Origin of the sequence: Streptomyces sp. NPDC047061, assembly GCF_040643955.1 — a bacterium.
Taxonomy (GTDB): Bacteria; Actinomycetota; Actinomycetes; order Streptomycetales; family Streptomycetaceae; genus Streptomyces.
Window position 1 is genome coordinate 325,631 of the sequence record NZ_JBEYVI010000003.1, and the last position, 16,931, is coordinate 342,561.

Consider the following 16,931-nt stretch of genomic DNA (forward strand, 5'->3'; position numbering starts at 1 on the left):
ACGAGGGTCGGGGATCGGGATCCGGGTGTCACAGCGACCGGCGGATGAGGTCCGCCTCCAGCCGGAGCCGGCCGGCTTCCTCGTGGTCACCCCGGTCCGAGGCGCAGTCGGACAGGTGCTCGCACACGGCCATCAGCGCCGGGTGGTCGTCACCGAGGGCCGCCCGGAAGATCCCGTTCGCCTCCCGCAGCACACGCTCCGCCGCGGCGCCGTCGCCCAGGGCGCGCAGCACGGGACCGAGCCTGGTCAGCGACTTGGCGCGGTAGTAGTGGCGCTCGCCGTAGAGCCGCAGATAGATCTCCTCGGCCTGCTCCAGGATCCTCCTCGCGTCGGCCGACCGTCCCTGCGCGAGACGTAAGGAGCCGAGTTTGTTGAGGCAGGCCGCGTACTTGTGCTCCTCCGCCTCGCTGCGTTTGCGGTGCAGCTCCACCACCGGACCGAGGAGCCGGTCGGCCCGGTCCAGTTCGGTGCGGGCCCGGCGGCGGAGGTCGCGACGGCGGAGGAGACGAAGGCTCCGGCGCGCCTCCTCCCGGTGGCTCTCGCTGCGCCGGCGCAGTACGTCCGACAGGAACTTCGCGATCTGGGCCGTCTCGAAGTCCTCCGGCCCCCGATGGGCGCCGAACACCTTCAGGGCCTCGGTCAGCAGGGCCTCCGCGTCTTCGAGCTGCCCCTTGTCCTGGGCGACGATGCCCAGATCGCGCTGCAGCATGGCGCGGAACACCGTGTAGTCGGGGGGCTCCTGGACGCCTCGGCTGGGTATGCGTCGCTCCGCCCGCTCGTAGTGGGCGGCGGCCTGGGTGAGGTGCCCCGCGTTCCGGTGGATCAGGCCGATCTCCTGCTCGGCGACGGCCCAGTCGAGGCTCTCCTCGCGCCACGCCTGCCCCTCGTAGATCTCGACCGCGGTCTGGACCGCCTCCAGCGCCTCCGAGAAGCGGTTGCGTTCGCGCATGATGCCTCCCAACTGCCGCTGGCAGCTGGCCCGTAACCGGAGAAACGCCTCCTCCGCGTGGCCGTCGCAGAGTTGGAGAGCGAGGCGGCACTCCCGCTCGGCGTCGTCCAGACTGGCCAGCAGATAGTGCTGACGGGCCACGGCGTACCGCGCCGCGGCGCGGCCGAGGCCGTCGCCGTTCCCGATCTCGCGCAGCTCGGCCTCCCGTTCGAAGAAGTCCAGGGAGCGCACCCAGTCGCAGCGGTGTTCCTGATACGCGCCGACGCGGTGCAGGAGCCGGGCCAGGGCCTCCGGATCCTGGGACGCGCCGAGCCCGCCGCCGGTGTCGTCGCCCCAGGCGAGTCTGTCGATGACGGCCTCCACGTGCGGCATCATCCGCTCGCACAGCGGCCTGGACGCCAGCAGGTCCGGAGTCATGGGGAAGCAGGCCTCCACCAGCCGGACCGCGGCCTGGGACCACTCCAGGCGCTCGGCGAGACTCAGTCCCTCGTGGATCAGGGTCTGGACGCGGGGATGCATGCCGTAGGCGGCGGACCCGTCGCGCCAGTCGCCGCTGCGTGTCAGCAGGGAGTGGTCGACCAGCAGCAGGACCTCGCGGTTGAAGGTGACCGGGTCGGCCATCACCGCCCGCAGGCGGACCGGCAGCACCGACCGGTACTGCATCAGAGTGATCTTCTGGACGTCCTCCGAGGCGAGGAACGTGCACAGCCGCAGGAGATCCACCGCGGCGGGCGAGGTCTCCGAGATACGTGCGATGGCGAGCCGGAAGGTGTCCTCGACCGAAGCTCCTCCGGGCAGGTCCCGCAGGTACTCGGTCACGGTCGTCTCGGCCTGGACGATGTAGGCCGCCGCCTGTTCGAGGGCCAGTGGCAGCCAGCCGAGCTGGCGGCCTAGCCGGGTGCAGGCCTCTTCCGCGGCCTCCGTGGGCTTCACACCGAGGCGCCGCACCAGGAACTCGATGCCCTCGCTCTCGGGGAAGACCCGGAGTTGTATGGGGCTCGCGCACAGGCCGTCCCACCCCTGGTTCTGCTGGGTGGTGATCAGCACCTCGCCGTCGCCCTCCGACGGCAGCAGGCGGCGCAGCTCGTCCTCGTAGGCGGGCCACCCGTCGTACACGAGCAGCCAGTTGCGCTGCTCGCGCAGCCAGCGCCACAGGTTCATGAGGACGACGTTCTTGCTCGCCTGGTCGTGGATGCCCACGTACTGGGCGAACTCCAGCAGCTCCGTCTGCAGCGCGTCGGAGCCGGAGGCGTTGAGCCACCACGTCAGGGAGTGCCGGGTCAGCTGGGTGCGGGCGTAGGCCACGGCGAGTTCGGACTTGCCCGCGCCGGTCGCCCCGTACAGCACACAGACGCGGGGCACGGGCCGCTCGTCCCGGCGGCGTCCGCGCTCCGGGCCGCGCAGCACACGCACGATGCGCTGGGTCTCGGCGGCGCGGCCCGTGAAGTACATGCTGAGAACCGGCAGGTTGTGCGGTGGGCCCTGGAGCGTGCTCGCCTGGGCGTCCGGGGTGGAATCCGCGGCGGACCTGCGGGCGACCTGGGTGGCGATGCCGCCGGCCAGCCCCGCGACCAGCCCCGCACCCGCGGACAGCCACCACAGCAGAGCGCTTCCGGAGTCGGCGGCCTTCACGGCCACCGCGATGAACGCGGTGGTTCCGGTTCCCGCACCGGCAGCGGCATTGACCACCCAACCGCGCATGTGATTCCCCCGAATCCGCGCCGCTGCCACGGGTTTCCACCCGCGTTCAGGGCGAATATTGTCGAATCTTCATTTTTCCCTACTTCTTCGTTGCGCAACCTGACGGGCAACCGATTCGTTGAACCCTGAGGGCGAGTTCGTGCCCGGCGGGCCCTGCCGGTGGAATACGATCCCCGCGCGCGGAAGTCTGTTCTGCCGTTCACCGGGGTGCGGCCCGAGCACGGTGGCAAGGGTGCCCGGAGGCGGCAATGTGGCAGGAGTCGGATCGACAGACCCCGAAGGCGTTGGACATCGCCTTCGTCCACTGGGCGTTCCCGCCGACGGTCGGCGGTGTGGAGTCGTACCTCTGGAACTGCTCCAGGCTGCTCGCCAGAACGGGGCACCGGGTGACGGTGTTCACGGGGACGTCGGAGGTCCGCAGGCCCCGTGAGAGCGGGATCGAGGTGCTGCAGCACCCGGGGCTCGATCTGTCCCGGGCCTCCGGGGACGCTGCCGAGCGGCGCGAACTGCGCAAGTGGTTCCACCGTGAACTGGCGGACAGGCGGACCCGGTTGGTCCACGGTCACAACCTTCACCACTTCTCGGCCGCGCCGGCGCAGGCGCTGCTCGACCTCAGAGCCGGCCTCGACCTGGTGCTGCTGCACACGTATCACAGCATCTGGAGCGATCCCGGGAGCGTGGCCCTGGCCGGGGCCTGCGGTGAGTTCGACGCGCACTTCGCGGTCTCCGGGTTTCTCCTCGATGCCTGTGCGGACGTGCTCGGGGTGACTGACGCGGAGCTCATGTATCTGGGTATCGACGCGGAGTCCTTCCTGCGTGTTCCGGAACTCTCCGACCCGGCGCCCGGCGAGGAAGCGCTCGTCCTTCTGCCTGCCCGTCTCATTCCTGACAAGGGAGCGGTGACGGCGGTGCAGGCCATGCAGCGGGTCCTGCGCGAGGACCTGCCGGTGCGCCCGCGCCTTGTTCTCATGGATACGCCGAATTCTGTCGATTTCCACGGCGAAAAGGTCGGCTTCAGGGATGAGGTGACGCGGCTCGCCAAGGATTTGAACATCGCGGATCGCGTGACCTTCGACCGGGCGGCTGTGGACGGAATGCACGAGCTGTACCGGCGCGCCCGCGTCGTGGTGTGTCCGTCGATGTTCGCCGAGCCCATGGGCCTGGCGGCGCTGGAGGCGATGTGTTCGGCGCGTCCCGTGATCGCCTCCGACGTGGGCGGCCTTGCCGAGGGAGTGGGCCGGGACGGCTCGACGGGGTTCCTGGTGCCGCCGGGCGACGCGGAGGCCCTCGCCGGTCGCATCGTCGAGCTGCTCCGTTCGCCGGCCGTCGCGCGGAGCGTCGGCAACGCGGCGAGGAAGCGGGTGATGGCGGAGTTCGACCTGGAGAGTCGTTGCCTGCCCCCTTTGCTGTCGGCCTACGAGAAGTGTTCGCGCCTTCCGCTCCGTCCGCCGCTCCGCCGGCCGTGACACGGGGCCGAGGAGTCGGCGGTATCAGGGTGTGGAGGGGCCTGCCGAGTGCTTCCACCCCTCGGGAAGCCCCTCGACCGAGATGCCGTCCGCCGGGAGACCCGTACGGACGGTGATGCTCCGCCCGGCCAGGCGAATGCCCTCGACCCCGCGGATCAGCGACGCGGCTCGGGAGAGTTCCTGGGCCATGGGGGTGACATGGAGGACGCGTTCCGTGGCGTTCGGCCGGAGCCCCAGCAGGGCGCCGAGCAGGGCGACCCCCGACGCGGCGGACCAGCCCTGCGGACGGCAGGCGGCGGGATAGGCGAGCGGAGCGGGAGCTCCCGGTGTGCGGCTGTCGCCGCCGTACAGTTCCGGCATCCGGTACCCGAAGTGGCTCGCCGCGTCGAGCAGGCCCGTCGTCAGGGCGTACGCCTCCTCGTGGCGGCCCGCCGCGGACAGGCCCTGGATCGCGATCGCGGTGTCGTGCGTCCAGACCGAACCGTTGTGGTAGCTCAGCGGGTTGAAGCCGGGCAGCGCCGAGGAGCGGCTGCGCAGCCCCCAGCCGGAGTTCAGTTCGGGCGACGCGAGCCAAGCCGCCACGTCCCGGCAGCCGTCGGCGTCCAGGATGCCGGTGGACAGCAACTGGCCCATGTTGGACGCGGGTCCGCTGACCGGCTCCAGGCCCCGGCCGATGGCGATCGCCACGTACCTCGGGGCCGGACCGTGCCGCGCGGACAGCCAGAAGGCGTCGGCGAAGCTCTTGCGCAGCGCGTCCGCCCAGGTACGCAGCCGCACGGCCGAGTCGTGACGGCCACGCGCAGCGAGCAGCTCGGCCAGCCCCGTCGCCGCCTGGTAGGCGTACCCCTGCACCTCGCACAGCGCCAGCGGCGGCTCGATCCGGCGGCCGGTCGCGTCCCGGACGGCGTCCTCGCTGTCCTTCCACGACTGGTGGCGCAGGCCGCCCGCCCGGGGGTAGTAGCGCAGGAACCCGTCCTCGTCCCCGGCACAGGTCTCCAGCACCCATTCCATGGCGCGCTCGGCGTACGGCAGCAGCGCGTCCACCTCGTCCCCCGGCAGCCCCCAGTGCCAGGCGTCCACCAGGAGCGACACGAACAACGGGGTCGCGTCCACCGAGCCGTAGTAGCGGGAGGGAAGGCGCAGGCCGTGACCGTGTTCGGCGTCGGCCGGGCGCAGTTCGTGGAGAATGCGGCCGGGTGCCTCCTCGCGGAACACGTCGTGGGCCGTCCCCTGGCGGCGGGCGAGGGCCCACAGGGTGCCGCGGGCCAGATCCGTGCCCAGGGGCAGCATCATGCGCGCCGACCAGATCGAGTCGCGGCCGAACAACGTCAGGTACCAGGGACATCCCGCCGCGATGAACTGGTCCTCGGCGCCGCCCGCCGTTCGCGTGCCGCGTTCCGGATCGGCCAGCCGCAGAGCCCCCAGGTCGTCGAGGCCCTGGCGCACCAGCGCCACCAGCCGGGGGTCGCCCGCCACCCGGGGTGCGGCCCAGGGCGCAGCCGCGGATCGCGGGGCGCCGGGGTGACCGGGCGGAGTGGGGACCGCGCCTCCGGTCACGCTGACCCGGGTGTGCCAGTCCTCGCCCGGCCGCAGCACGATCCGGGGCCAGGCGAAGGTGCCGCCCTCCGGTCCGTCCGTGACCTCGGGCGCTTCCGCCTCGCCCGCGGCACGGACTTCGGTGAGGCCCGCCGGGGCCTGCCAGCGCAGCCCGCCGCCGTCCTCGGAGGCGCTGCACGCCACGGTGGGTGCCGGACGGCCCCGCTTGACGTCGGCGATGTCCGCGAGGTCGGTCGCCAGCGCCAGTTCGAGGCGGAGGGAGCGGGTGACCGTACCGACGTTTCGCAGCTGGATGAACTCGCCCCGGCCCGCGACCCGCACCCGCTCGACGATGAGCGTGGGATCGTCGGTCGGGTCGCCCTGATAGCGGTGGACCGAGGTGAAGCGCACCCGGTCGGGGCCCAGTGGCTGTACGCCGATCGGCTCGGGCTCGCGTCCGTCGATCAGCAGACAGACCGTGTGCAGCAGCCTCCGGTCGTGACCGTAGAAGCCCTCGGCCCGGAGGCCGCGCAGTTGTCCGTCCCGCGGCGATGCCACGAAGGCCGGGGCCGCGACGCACATCACGACGTCGTGCAGCAACGGTTGCAGAGCGCTGGGGAGTTCCGCCGACTCGTACACGGAGCGTCTTTTCCCGCTGGGCGCGAACGTCACTCACGTGGCCCAGCGACGGCTTTCACTCCGCGACCGTCGGTCTGTCACTCCCAGCGGAAGAACCTCCCGGCCGCCCCCAGCCCCACCACTGCCCACACCGCCAGAATCCCCAGGTCTCCCCACGGCATCCCGGCCCCGTGCTGCAGCACGTCCCGCAGGCCGTCCGACAGGGCGGAGATCGGGAGGAGGCCGAGGACGGACTGGGCTCCGCCGAACTTGTCCAGCGGGACGATGACCCCGCCGCCCACGAGCAGCAGCAGGAACACCAGGTTGGCGGCCGCCAGGGTCGCCTCCGCCTTCAGTGTGCCCGCCATGAGGAGGCCGAGGCCGGAGAAGGCGGCCGTGCCGAGGACCAGGAGGAGGAGCACGGCGAAGGGGTTGCCGTGCGGGGACCAGCCGAGGGCGAAGGCGATCACCGTCAGGAGGATCACCTGGAGGACCTCGGTGACCAGGACCGACGCGGTCTTGGCCGTCATCAGGGCCCAGCGGGGGAGCGGGGAGGAGGCGAGGCGCTTCAGGACCCCGTAGCGGCGCTCGAAGCCGGTCGCGATGGCCTGGCCGGTGAAGGCCGTGGACATGACGGCGAGGGCGAGGATGCCCGGGGTCAGGAAGTCGACCGCCTTGCCGGAGCCCGTGTCGACGACGTCCACCGAGCTGAAGAGCACGAGGAGGAGGGTGGGGATCACCACCGTCAGGAGCAGCTGCTCGCCGTTGCGGAGCAGCATCCTCGTCTCCAGGGCCGCCTGCGCTGCGATCATGCGGGGGAGCGGGGCCGCACCCGGCCTGGGGGTGAAGGTGCCGGTGCCGGTGTCGGTCGCGGTGGTCATGAGCGCAGCTCCTTGCCGGTCAGCTCCAGACTGTGCCGTCCCGGGGGATAACCCCCGGACCCCCAGCCGATCCATGTACGGGCCGGAATCATGAGCGCAGCTCCTTGCCGGTCAGCTCCAGGAAGACGTCCTCCAGCGTGTGCCGCTCCACCGAGATGCGGTCGGGCATCACGCCGTGCTGGGCGCACCACGAGGTCACCGTGGCCAGCAGTTGCGGGTTGACTTTGCCGACGACCCGGTAGGAGCCCGGGGTCAGCTCGGCGGCCGTGGAGTCGGCCGGCAGCGCCTTGAGGAGCGAGTTGACGTCGAGGCCGGGGCGGCCGGTGAAGCGCAGGGTGTTCTCGGCGCCGCCCTTGCACAGTTCCTCCGGGGAGCCCTTGGCGATCACCCGGCCGGCGTCGACGATGGCGACGTCGTCGGCGAGCTGCTCGGCCTCCTCCATGTAGTGCGTGGTGAGGATGACCGAGACGCCGTCGGTGCGCAGGTCCCGGACGAGGTCCCAGGTGGCGTGGCGGGCCTGGGGGTCGAGGCCCGCCGTCGGTTCGTCGAGGAAGACCAGTTCCGGGCGTCCGACCACGGCCATGGCGAGCGCGAGGCGCTGCTGCTGGCCGCCGGAGAGACGGCGGTACGACGTCCGGCCGCAGCTGCCGAGGCCCAGCCGCTCCATCAGCGCGTCCACGTCCAGCGGATGCGCGTGCAGCTTCGCCACATGCCGCAGCATCTCGTCGGCGCGGGCGCCCGAGTAGACGCCCCCGGACTGGAGCATCACGCCGACTCTGGGGCGCAGCTCGGCGGACTGCCGTACGGGATCGAGGCCCAGGACGCGCACCGTGCCGGAATCCGGCCTGCGGTACCCCTCGCAGGTCTCGATCGTGGTCGTCTTGCCCGCCCCGTTGGGGCCGAGGACGGCGGTCACGCCCGCCTCGGCGACCAGATCGAGGCCGTTCACGGCGGTCTTGGTGCCGTACCGCTTCACCAGGTCCCGCACCTGGACCACGGACTCACTTCGCATGGTGACAGAGTCTAAGGACGGTCGGCGTCACCCGGACGGCCGGGTACTAGATCTCCTCCTCACGGGGTCGGTGTACGGCCAGCCACCGCTCGGCGTAGGCCACCGCCTCCGCCACCGGGAAGAGCCGGGCATCGGCCGCGCCGACCGGGCCGCGGACGACCACCGGGCGGTCGCGTTCGAAGTCGTAGCCCAGCTCGTCGAAGCGGTCGGAGGTGATGGCCACCTCGGTGACCTCCTCCCAGCCGCCGCCGGGTGCGGGGCGGCCGACCCGGGCGCGCGGGGAGGGGATCCGGTACTCGGCGAGATGGAAGCTGGTGCAGGTGGCGTAGCCGGTGCCGAGCATGAGCACGCGCGCGTGCAGCTTCTCAAGGCGGGCCAGCGGGCTGCGCTCGCCGAGCCGGCAGTCGGGGGCGTGGCCGTCGAGGAGCTCCGCCGCGCGGGGGCCGACGGCCGCGAAGGAGGTCTGCGGGTGGGCGCTGCGCAGGGCACCGGGCCAGGTCCGCACGGTCTCCGGGATCACGCCGACCCCGCGGGTGGGGGTGGTCCGGGGGTCGTACGGCGGCATGGTGGCCCGGATCGTCTCCCACCACTCCTTCGGCACCGGCGGGTGCTGCCAGACCGCGGGGTCCGAGAGGTCGCCGGTCTGGGTGGGGACCACCAGGGTGCCGTCCGGGCCGAGGGCGTCGAGGAGGGCCTGGACGACGGCCACGGCGCCGCCGTTCACCCAGCCGAGGGAGCTGAGCGAGGTATGCGCGAGGAGGGTCTCGCCGGTCTTGACACCCAGCAGGTGAAGCTGGTGCGCGAGGGTGCCCCGGGTGACAAGAGGGCCGGTGGGGGGTGGTGTGGGCATGGTTTTGGAGTGTTCCGGAGGGGGGCGTGGAGCGCCACCCAATTGGCCGAGGGATGATCGATCAAAGATCGTTTCCGCAGGTCAGAACGGGTAGCAGGTTAGGCATACCTAAGTGATGCAGGGCACCGCCCCCTCGCCCGGACGCCGCTTGCCTGGCTCTGAGGAATTACGCAACAATGGCGTTGTGAAAAACGTCGGCGAGGCTCGGGAGACCCCCACGGGGACCCCGCAGGAGGAGCTAGCGACCGGTGAGCGCTCGACGCGCAACCGGGTCGCGCGGTCGATCCTGGACCACGGCCCGTCGACCGTCACCGAGCTGGCCGGACGCCTGGGCCTGACCCCGGCGGCCGTACGCCGGCATCTGGACGCGCTGGTCGCCGACGACGTCGTGGAGGCGCGCGAGCAGCGGGTGTACGGCGCGCGGACGCGCGGCCGGCCTGCCAAGGTCTTCGTCCTCACCGACTGCGGCCGGGACGCCTTCGACCAGTCGTACGACAAGCTCGCCGCCGACGCGCTGCGCTGGATCGCCGAGCAGGGGGGCGGCCAGGAGGCGGTCGTCGCCTTCGCGCGGGCCCGGATCGCCGCCCAGGCGGGCGTCTACCGCAAGGCGATCGAGGGCGTGGATCCCGATGAGCGGACCGAAGCGCTGGCCAAGGCCCTGAGCCTGGACGGGTACGCTGCAACGGCGCGCACCGCACCGGTCGGCGAGCAGCTGTGCCAGCACCACTGCCCGGTCGCCCACGTCGCGGAGCAGTTCCCCCAGCTGTGCGAGGCGGAGACGGAGATCTTCGCCGAGCTGCTCGGAACGCACGTCCAGCGACTGGCGACCATCGCGCACGGCGACGGCGTCTGCACGACGTTCATCCCCAAGACATCCACTGACACTGACGCATCTGCAAGCACGGCCGGGAGGAACCCCGCATGACTCTCCCCACGGAGACTGCCCACCCTGAGCTCGAAGGCCTGGGCAAGTACGAATACGGCTGGGCCGACTCCGACGAGGCCGGCGCCTCTGCGAAGCGTGGTCTGAACGAGGACGTGGTCCGGGACATCTCGGCGAAGAAGTCCGAGCCGGAGTGGATGACCAAGCTCCGCCTCAAGGGCCTGCGCCTCTTCGAGAAGAAGCCCATGCCGAACTGGGGCTCGGACCTGTCGGGCATCGACTTCGACAACATCAAGTACTTCGTGCGCTCCACGGAGAAGCAGGCGGAGTCCTGGGAGGACCTGCCCGAGGACATCAAGAACACCTACGACAAGCTGGGCATCCCGGAGGCCGAGAAGCAGCGCCTGGTCGCCGGTGTCGCCGCCCAGTACGAGTCGGAGGTCGTCTACCACCAGATCCGCGAGGACCTGGAGGAGCAGGGCGTCATCTTCCTGGACACCGACACCGCGCTGAAGGAGCACCCGGAGCTCTTCAAGGAGTACTTCGGCACCGTCATCCCGGTCGGCGACAACAAGTTCGCCTCGCTGAACAGCGCGGTGTGGTCGGGCGGCTCCTTCATCTACGTGCCGAAGGGCGTTCAGGTCGAGATCCCGCTCCAGGCCTACTTCCGTATCAACACGGAGAACATGGGCCAGTTCGAGCGGACCCTGATCATCGTCGACGAGGGCGCCTACGTGCACTACGTCGAGGGTTGTACGGCCCCGATCTACAAGTCGGACTCGCTGCACTCCGCGGTCGTCGAGATCATCGTCAAGAAGAACGCGCGCTGCCGCTACACGACCATCCAGAACTGGTCGAACAACGTCTACAACCTGGTCACCAAGCGTGCCGTCGCCTACGAGGGCGCCACCATGGAGTGGATCGACGGCAACATCGGCTCCAAGGTGACGATGAAGTACCCGGCCGTCTACCTGATGGGCGAGCACGCCAAGGGCGAGACCCTCTCCATCGCCTTCGCGGGCGAGGGCCAGCACCAGGACGCCGGCTCCAAGATGGTCCACATGGCGCCGAACACGTCGTCCAACATCGTCTCGAAGTCCGTCGCGCGCGGCGGTGGCCGTACCTCCTACCGCGGCCTGGTCGAGATCGGCGAGGGCGCCGCCGGATCCAAGTCGAACGTGCTGTGCGACGCGCTGCTCGTCGACACGATCTCCCGTTCCGACACGTACCCCTACGTGGACGTCCGCGAGGACGACGTGTCCATGGGCCACGAGGCGACCGTCTCCAAGGTCTCCGAGGACCAGCTCTTCTACCTGATGAGCCGCGGTCTGACCGAGTTCGAGGCGATGGCCATGATCGTGCGCGGCTTCGTCGAGCCGATCGCGAAGGAACTGCCCATGGAGTACGCCCTCGAACTCAACCGGCTGATCGAGCTCCAGATGGAAGGCGCGGTCGGCTAAGCCACCGCCGTCACCGTCAAGCCACTCACGTAAGAAAGCGAGCAGACCGACAGCCATGGCTGAGGCTCAGAACACCCCGGTGGGCTCCACCACCGCCGGCGCCATCGCGGTGGCCGCCGAGTCGACCGTCGCCACGCGCATGAGCGCGCCCCCCTCCTTCGACGTCGCGGACTTCCCGGTCCCGCACGGTCGCGAGGAGGAGTGGCGGTTCACCCCGCTGGAGCGCCTGCGCGGGCTGCACGACGGCACGGCGGTCGCGTCCGGCGACGGCCTGAAGGTCGCGGTGGAGGCCCCCGAGGGCGTCACCGTCGAGCTGGTCGGCCGCGACGACGCCCGGCTCGGCCGGGCCGGCGCCCCGGTGGACCGGGTCGCCGCCCAGGCGTACTCCGCCTTCGAGCAGGCCGGCGTGGTCACCGTCCCCAAGGAGACGGTGCTCACCGAGCCGATCCGGATCAGTGTGCACGGCCAGGGCGGGGTCTCCTACGGCCACCAGGTCATCGAGCTGGGCGCCTTCGCCGAGGCCGTCGTCGTCATCGACCACACCGGTGACATCGTCACCGCCGCCAACGTCGAGTACGTCCTCGGCGACGGCGCCAAGCTGACCGTCGTCTCCGTCCAGGACTGGGACGACAAGGCCGTCCACGTGGCCCAGCACAACGCCCTGGTCGGCCGGGACGCGAGCTTCAAGTCCGTGGTCGTCACCTTCGGCGGCGACGTCGTACGCCTGCACCCGCGCGTCGCCTACGCCGGCACCGGCGGCGAGGCCGAGCTGTACGGCCTGTACTTCACCGACGCCGGGCAGCACCAGGAGCACCGCCTCCTGGTCGACCACAACACCCCGCACTGCAAGTCCAACGTCGCCTACAAGGGCGCGCTCCAGGGCGACGACGCGCACGCGGTGTGGATCGGCGACGTCCTCATCGAGGCCAAGGCCGAGGGCACCGACACCTACGAGATGAACCGCAACCTGGTCCTCACGGACGGCGCGCGGGTCGACTCGGTGCCGAACCTGGAGATCGAGACCGGCGAGATCGTCGGCGCCGGCCACGCCTCCGCCACCGGCCGCTTCGACGACGAGCAGCTCTTCTACCTGATGGCCCGCGGCATCCCGCAGCACGAGGCCCGCCGCCTCGTCGTGCGCGGCTTCTTCGCCGAACTGGTCCAGCAGATCGGTGTCGCCGACATCGAGGAGCGCCTGCTCGCCAAGATCGAGGAGGAGCTGGAGGCCTCGGTCGCATGACGTCCACTGCGTTCGTACGCGCCTGCGGGCTGAGCGAGCTGGAGGAGGACACCCCGAAGCGGGTGGAACTCGACGGCACGCCGGTCTCGGTCGTCCGCACCGAGGGAGAGGTGTTCGCCATCTACGACATCTGCTCCCACGCCAACGTCTCGCTGTCCGAGGGCGAGGTGGAGGACTGCCAGATCGAGTGCTGGCTGCACGGCTCCAGCTTCGACCTGCGCACCGGCAAGCCGTCCGGCCTCCCGGCCACGCGCCCCGTCCCCGTTTACCCCGTAAAGATCGAAGGGGACGACGTGCTCGTCTCCCTCACCCAGGAGTCCTGAGGCACCCATGGCAACGCTTGAAATCCGAGACCTGCACGTCACCGTCGAGGCCGACAACGCCACGAAGGAGATCCTCAAGGGCGTCGACCTCACCGTGAAGCAGGGCGAGACGCACGCCATCATGGGCCCCAACGGCTCCGGCAAGTCCACCCTCGCCTACTCGCTCGCGGGTCACCCCAAGTACACGATCACCGGCGGCACCGTCACCCTCGACGGCGAGGACGTCCTGGAGATGTCCGTCGACGAGCGCGCCCGTGCGGGCCTGTTCCTGGCGATGCAGTACCCGGTCGAGGTCCCCGGTGTCTCGGTCTCCAACTTCCTGCGCACCTCCGCCACCGCGATCCGCGGCGAGGCCCCCAAGCTGCGCACCTGGGTGAAGGAGGTCAAGGAGACCATGGAGCGCCTCTCCATGGACCAGTCCTTCGCCGAGCGCAACGTGAACGAGGGCTTCTCCGGCGGTGAGAAGAAGCGCCACGAGATCCTCCAGCTCGAACTGCTCAAGCCGAAGATCGCGATCCTCGACGAGACCGACTCCGGCCTCGACGTCGACGCCCTGCGCATCGTCTCCGAGGGCGTCAACCGGGTCCGCGAGACCGGCGAGGTCGGCACCCTGCTGATCACCCACTACACGCGCATCCTGCGCTACATCAAGCCCGACTTCGTCCACGTCTTCTCGGGCGGCCGCATCGTCGAGTCCGGCGGCGCCGAGCTCGCCGACAAGCTGGAGGACGAGGGCTACGAGGCATACACGAAGGGTGGCGTATCAGCGTGACGCAGCTGCCGGGCCTCCTCGACACCGAGGCGATCCGCAAGGACTTCCCCGTCCTGGACCGGCTGGTCCACGACGGCAAGAAGCTCGTGTACCTGGACAACGCGGCGACCAGCCAGAAGCCGCGCCAGGTACTGGACGTCCTCAGCGAGTACTACGAGCGCCACAACGCCAACGTCCACCGCGGTGTGCATGTGCTCGCCGAGGAGGCCACGGCGATGTACGAGGGCGCGCGCGACAAGGTCGCGGAGTTCATCAACGCACCCAGCCGCGACGAGGTGATCTTCACCAAGAACGCCTCCGAGTCGCTGAACCTCGTGGCCAACATGCTCGGCTGGGCCGACGAGCCCTACCGGGTGGACCACGAGACCGAGATCGTCATCACGGAGATGGAGCACCACTCCAACATCGTGCCGTGGCAGCTGCTCGCGCAGCGCACCGGCGCGAAGCTGAAGTGGTTCGGGCTCACCGACGACGGCCGCCTCGACCTGTCCAACATCGACGAGGTCATCACCGAGAAGACGAAGATCGTCTCCTTCGTGCTGGTGTCGAACATCCTGGGCACGGTCAACCCGGTCGAGGCGATAGTGCGCCGCGCCCAGGAGGTCGGCGCCCTCGTCTGCATCGACGCCTCCCAGGCCGCTCCGCACATGCCGCTGGACGTCCAGGCCCTGCAGGCCGACTTCGTGGCCTTCACCGGCCACAAGATGTGCGGCCCGACCGGCATCGGCGTCCTCTGGGGCCGCCAGGAGCTCCTGGAGGACCTGCCGCCGTTCCTCGGCGGCGGCGAGATGATCGAGACCGTGTCGATGCACTCGTCGACGTACGCCCCGGCGCCCCACAAGTTCGAGGCGGGCACCCCGCCGATCGCGCAGGCGGTCGGCCTCGGCGCGGCGATCGACTACCTGAACGCCATCGGCATGGACAGGATCCTCGCCCATGAGCACGCGCTGACCGAGTACGCGGTCCAGCGGCTCCAGCAGGTCCCGGACCTGAGGATCATCGGCCCCACCACGGCCGAGGACCGGGGCGCCGCGATCTCCTTCACCCTCGGGGACATCCACCCGCACGACGTGGGCCAGGTCCTCGACGAGCAGGGCATCGCGGTACGTGTCGGTCATCACTGCGCGCGGCCCGTCTGCCTCCGCTACGGAATTCCTGCGACCACGCGAGCGTCGTTCTATCTGTACTCCACGCCGGCCGAGATCGACGCTCTGGTCGAGGGCCTGGAGCACGTACGGAACTTCTTCGGCTGAAGGGCGTGAGTTGAAACCGTGCTGTGTCATCCCGGGGGACAACCCCCGGACCCCCGGCCGACAGGCCATGTGACGGACGTTGGGATGCGAGGTCGGTCGTCGTGAAGTTGGATTCGATGTACCAGGAAGTCATCCTGGACCACTACAAGCACCCGCACGGGCGTGGTCTGAGGGATGGCGACGCCGAGGTGCACCATGTGAACCCGACGTGCGGCGACGAGATCACCCTCCGCGTGAAGTACGACGGCACGACCATCGAGGACGTCTCGTACGAGGGCCAGGGCTGCTCCATCAGCCAGGCCTCGGCCTCCGTGCTGAACGATCTCCTCGTCGGCAAGGACCTGGCCGACGCGCAGAAGATCCAGGAGACCTTCCTGGAGCTGATGCAGTCCAAGGGCCGGCTGGAGCCCGACGACGCGATGGAGGAGGTCCTGGAGGACGCGGTCGCGTTCGCCGGGGTCTCCAAGTACCCGGCCCGGGTCAAGTGCGCCCTCCTGAGCTGGATGGCGTGGAAGGACGCGACGGCCCAGGTACTGGGTGGCGCCGACGCCGAAAGGAAGACGGCATGAGCGAGACCGTTGAGATGAAGCCGGCCTCGGAGGAAGAACTCCGCGAGGCGCTGTACGACGTCGTCGACCCCGAGCTGGGCATCGACGTCGTCAACCTCGGTCTGATCTACGGCATCCACATCGACGACGCGAACATCGCGACGATCGACATGACCCTGACGTCGGCGGCCTGCCCGCTGACCGATGTCATCGAGGACCAGGCCAAGTCCGCCACGGACGGCATCGTCAACGAGCTGCGCATCAACTGGGTCTGGATGCCCCCGTGGGGCCCCGACAAGATCACGGACGACGGCCGTGAGCAGCTGCGGGCGCTGGGGTTCAACGTCTGACACCGCGCATCGGGCTCGACGTCCGACACCGCGTACGTGAAAGCGGCGGCACCTGGAGGGTGCCGCCGCTTTCACGTTTGTGTACGTGCGCTCAGGCCAGCGGGTCCACGAACCGGAACGCGGAGTCCGCGCGGTACAGGTCGCTGTTCTGGTAGGCGACCAGTTTCAGCTGGAAGTTCTGGTGGCGCAGGTAGCGGCCCGGGTAGTTCACCGACTCCAGCATGACCGCGCCCGAGTAGGACGAGGCCCGGGCGCAGAAGGTGGCGTCCTGCTTGAAGAGGGACGAGCCGTCGTTGGCGTCGGCGCGCAGCAGGAAGTTGCGGTGCCGCAGGTACTTCCCGTCGGACGTCCGGAACGAGTAACAGGAGCTGTTCGCCAGGCCCTTGACCACGGTGAACGTCGAGTCCTCGCGGGACTCCGAGCCGCGCGGCGCGTCCAGCTTCACGAAGCCGTCGCTCACATGCCAGTAGCGGTCCGGGTAGTTGACCGAGCGGACCGACTTCTGGGCGGTGCTGGGCTGTTGTGTCGAGCCGCCCGAGCCGCCCGAGCCGCCCGAACTTCCCTTGGAAGGCGTGGACTTGGACGGCTTCGCGCTGGACGGCGAGCTTTTCGGACCGGCGCCGGACGCGGTGTCCGTCGCCGTGCCGGACGCGGACGCGGTCGGCGAGGTCGCCGACATCCCCGACGTGCCCTTGGGCGGGGCGGCCGTGTCCGACGCCGACGGCGAGGCGAAGGAGAGCAGACCGGGACCGCTGTCGGTGTGGGCGGACGCCGTGGGGTCGGCCGATGACGTCTTGTCAGGAGCCTTGTGGCTGACGGCAATTGCGGTGACACAGGCGACGACGGTGGCGATGGCCAGCGTGCCCGCCAGCCAGAGTCTTCGGGTTCCAGGGGCCCGGGAGGTGTCGGGGGCCCAGCCGTTCTCCCAGGAGGGATGCGGCGGGGGTTGGGGGGTTATTTCTGGCATGCGCATTTCCTCCAGCGGCGCCAAGGCAGCGGCAGCCGGGGGTGTGAAGGTGAGGTGGGTGAACTGTGAAGCAATGATGGATCACAGAGGTGCACACACTAGTGGAGTCGCGGGGCCGTGGG

General features: G+C 70.1%; 15 protein-coding genes. 9 read left to right on the forward strand and 6 right to left on the reverse strand.

Going from position 1 to position 16,931, the window contains the following annotated elements:
- Positions 1-28: 28 nt before the first annotated feature.
- Positions 29-2,650, reverse strand: a complete 2,622-nt coding sequence (locus tag ABZ887_RS07510; RefSeq protein ID WP_361284072.1) for a tetratricopeptide repeat protein — start codon at positions 2,648-2,650, stop codon at positions 29-31.
- A gap of 332 nt (positions 2,651-2,982) precedes the next feature.
- On the opposite strand from ABZ887_RS07510, the gene ABZ887_RS07515 reads away from it, so the two are divergent.
- The gene (locus ABZ887_RS07515; RefSeq protein WP_361284075.1) at positions 2,983-4,116 is read left to right on the forward strand and encodes a glycosyltransferase family 4 protein; all 1,134 of its coding nucleotides are present in this window, start codon (positions 2,983-2,985) and stop codon (positions 4,114-4,116) included.
- A gap of 24 nt (positions 4,117-4,140) precedes the next feature.
- Here ABZ887_RS07515 and ABZ887_RS07520 read toward each other — a convergent pair whose 3' ends face one another.
- The 4 genes from ABZ887_RS07520 to ABZ887_RS07535 all read right to left on the reverse strand — a co-directional run bounded on the left by ABZ887_RS07520 (position 4,141) and on the right by ABZ887_RS07535 (position 9,013).
- The gene (locus tag ABZ887_RS07520) at positions 4,141-6,291 is read right to left on the reverse strand and encodes a glycogen debranching N-terminal domain-containing protein (RefSeq protein WP_361284078.1); all 2,151 of its coding nucleotides are present in this window, start codon (positions 6,289-6,291) and stop codon (positions 4,141-4,143) included.
- Between the two features lie 77 nt (positions 6,292-6,368).
- Positions 6,369-7,151, reverse strand: coding sequence for an ABC transporter permease (locus ABZ887_RS07525; RefSeq protein ID WP_361284081.1), 783 nt, complete (start codon positions 7,149-7,151; stop codon positions 6,369-6,371).
- An 88-nt stretch (positions 7,152-7,239) separates the two neighbouring features.
- Entirely contained in the window at positions 7,240-8,163 is a 924-nt protein-coding gene (locus ABZ887_RS07530) for an ABC transporter ATP-binding protein (RefSeq protein ID WP_361284084.1), read from the reverse strand.
- A gap of 46 nt (positions 8,164-8,209) precedes the next feature.
- Complete coding sequence (locus ABZ887_RS07535; RefSeq protein ID WP_361284087.1) at positions 8,210-9,013, reverse strand: AAC(3) family N-acetyltransferase; 804 nt, start codon at positions 9,011-9,013, stop codon at positions 8,210-8,212.
- A 184-nt stretch (positions 9,014-9,197) separates the two neighbouring features.
- Here ABZ887_RS07535 and ABZ887_RS07540 point away from each other — a divergent pair, with 184 nt between their 5' ends.
- From ABZ887_RS07540 to ABZ887_RS07575, 8 genes are all read left to right on the forward strand, one after another.
- Positions 9,198-9,938 carry a metalloregulator ArsR/SmtB family transcription factor gene (locus ABZ887_RS07540; RefSeq protein WP_361284090.1) on the forward strand — a complete coding sequence of 247 codons (741 nt, stop codon included), beginning with the start codon at positions 9,198-9,200 and terminating at the stop codon, positions 9,936-9,938.
- A complete protein-coding gene (gene sufB / locus ABZ887_RS07545) occupies positions 9,935-11,356 on the forward strand; it encodes a Fe-S cluster assembly protein SufB (protein ID WP_361284093.1) in 1,422 nt (473 codons plus the stop codon). Before ABZ887_RS07540 ends, sufB begins: the two co-directional genes overlap by 4 nt.
- A gap of 55 nt (positions 11,357-11,411) precedes the next feature.
- Entirely contained in the window at positions 11,412-12,596 is a 1,185-nt protein-coding gene (gene sufD, locus ABZ887_RS07550) for a Fe-S cluster assembly protein SufD (protein WP_361284096.1), read from the forward strand.
- Entirely contained in the window at positions 12,593-12,919 is a 327-nt protein-coding gene (locus tag ABZ887_RS07555; RefSeq protein WP_089100905.1) for a non-heme iron oxygenase ferredoxin subunit, read from the forward strand. The genes sufD and ABZ887_RS07555 overlap by 4 nt, the downstream gene beginning before the upstream one ends.
- Positions 12,920-12,926: 7 nt before the next feature.
- The gene (sufC, locus tag ABZ887_RS07560; protein ID WP_361284100.1) at positions 12,927-13,691 is read left to right on the forward strand and encodes a Fe-S cluster assembly ATPase SufC; all 765 of its coding nucleotides are present in this window, start codon (positions 12,927-12,929) and stop codon (positions 13,689-13,691) included.
- Complete coding sequence (locus ABZ887_RS07565) at positions 13,688-14,944, forward strand: cysteine desulfurase (protein ID WP_361284103.1); 1,257 nt, start codon at positions 13,688-13,690, stop codon at positions 14,942-14,944. The genes sufC and ABZ887_RS07565 overlap by 4 nt, the downstream gene beginning before the upstream one ends.
- Before the next feature lie 101 nt (positions 14,945-15,045).
- Positions 15,046-15,513: a Fe-S cluster assembly sulfur transfer protein SufU gene (sufU, locus tag ABZ887_RS07570; RefSeq protein ID WP_361284106.1), complete on the forward strand. Its 468-nt coding sequence runs from the start codon at positions 15,046-15,048 to the stop codon at positions 15,511-15,513.
- Positions 15,510-15,842, forward strand: coding sequence for a metal-sulfur cluster assembly factor (locus tag ABZ887_RS07575; protein WP_351485771.1), 333 nt, complete (start codon positions 15,510-15,512; stop codon positions 15,840-15,842). The genes sufU and ABZ887_RS07575 overlap by 4 nt, the downstream gene beginning before the upstream one ends.
- Before the next feature lie 91 nt (positions 15,843-15,933).
- Here ABZ887_RS07575 and ABZ887_RS07580 read toward each other — a convergent pair whose 3' ends face one another.
- A complete protein-coding gene (locus ABZ887_RS07580) occupies positions 15,934-16,809 on the reverse strand; it encodes an AbfB domain-containing protein (RefSeq protein ID WP_361284109.1) in 876 nt (291 codons plus the stop codon).
- Positions 16,810-16,931 lie beyond the last annotated feature (122 nt).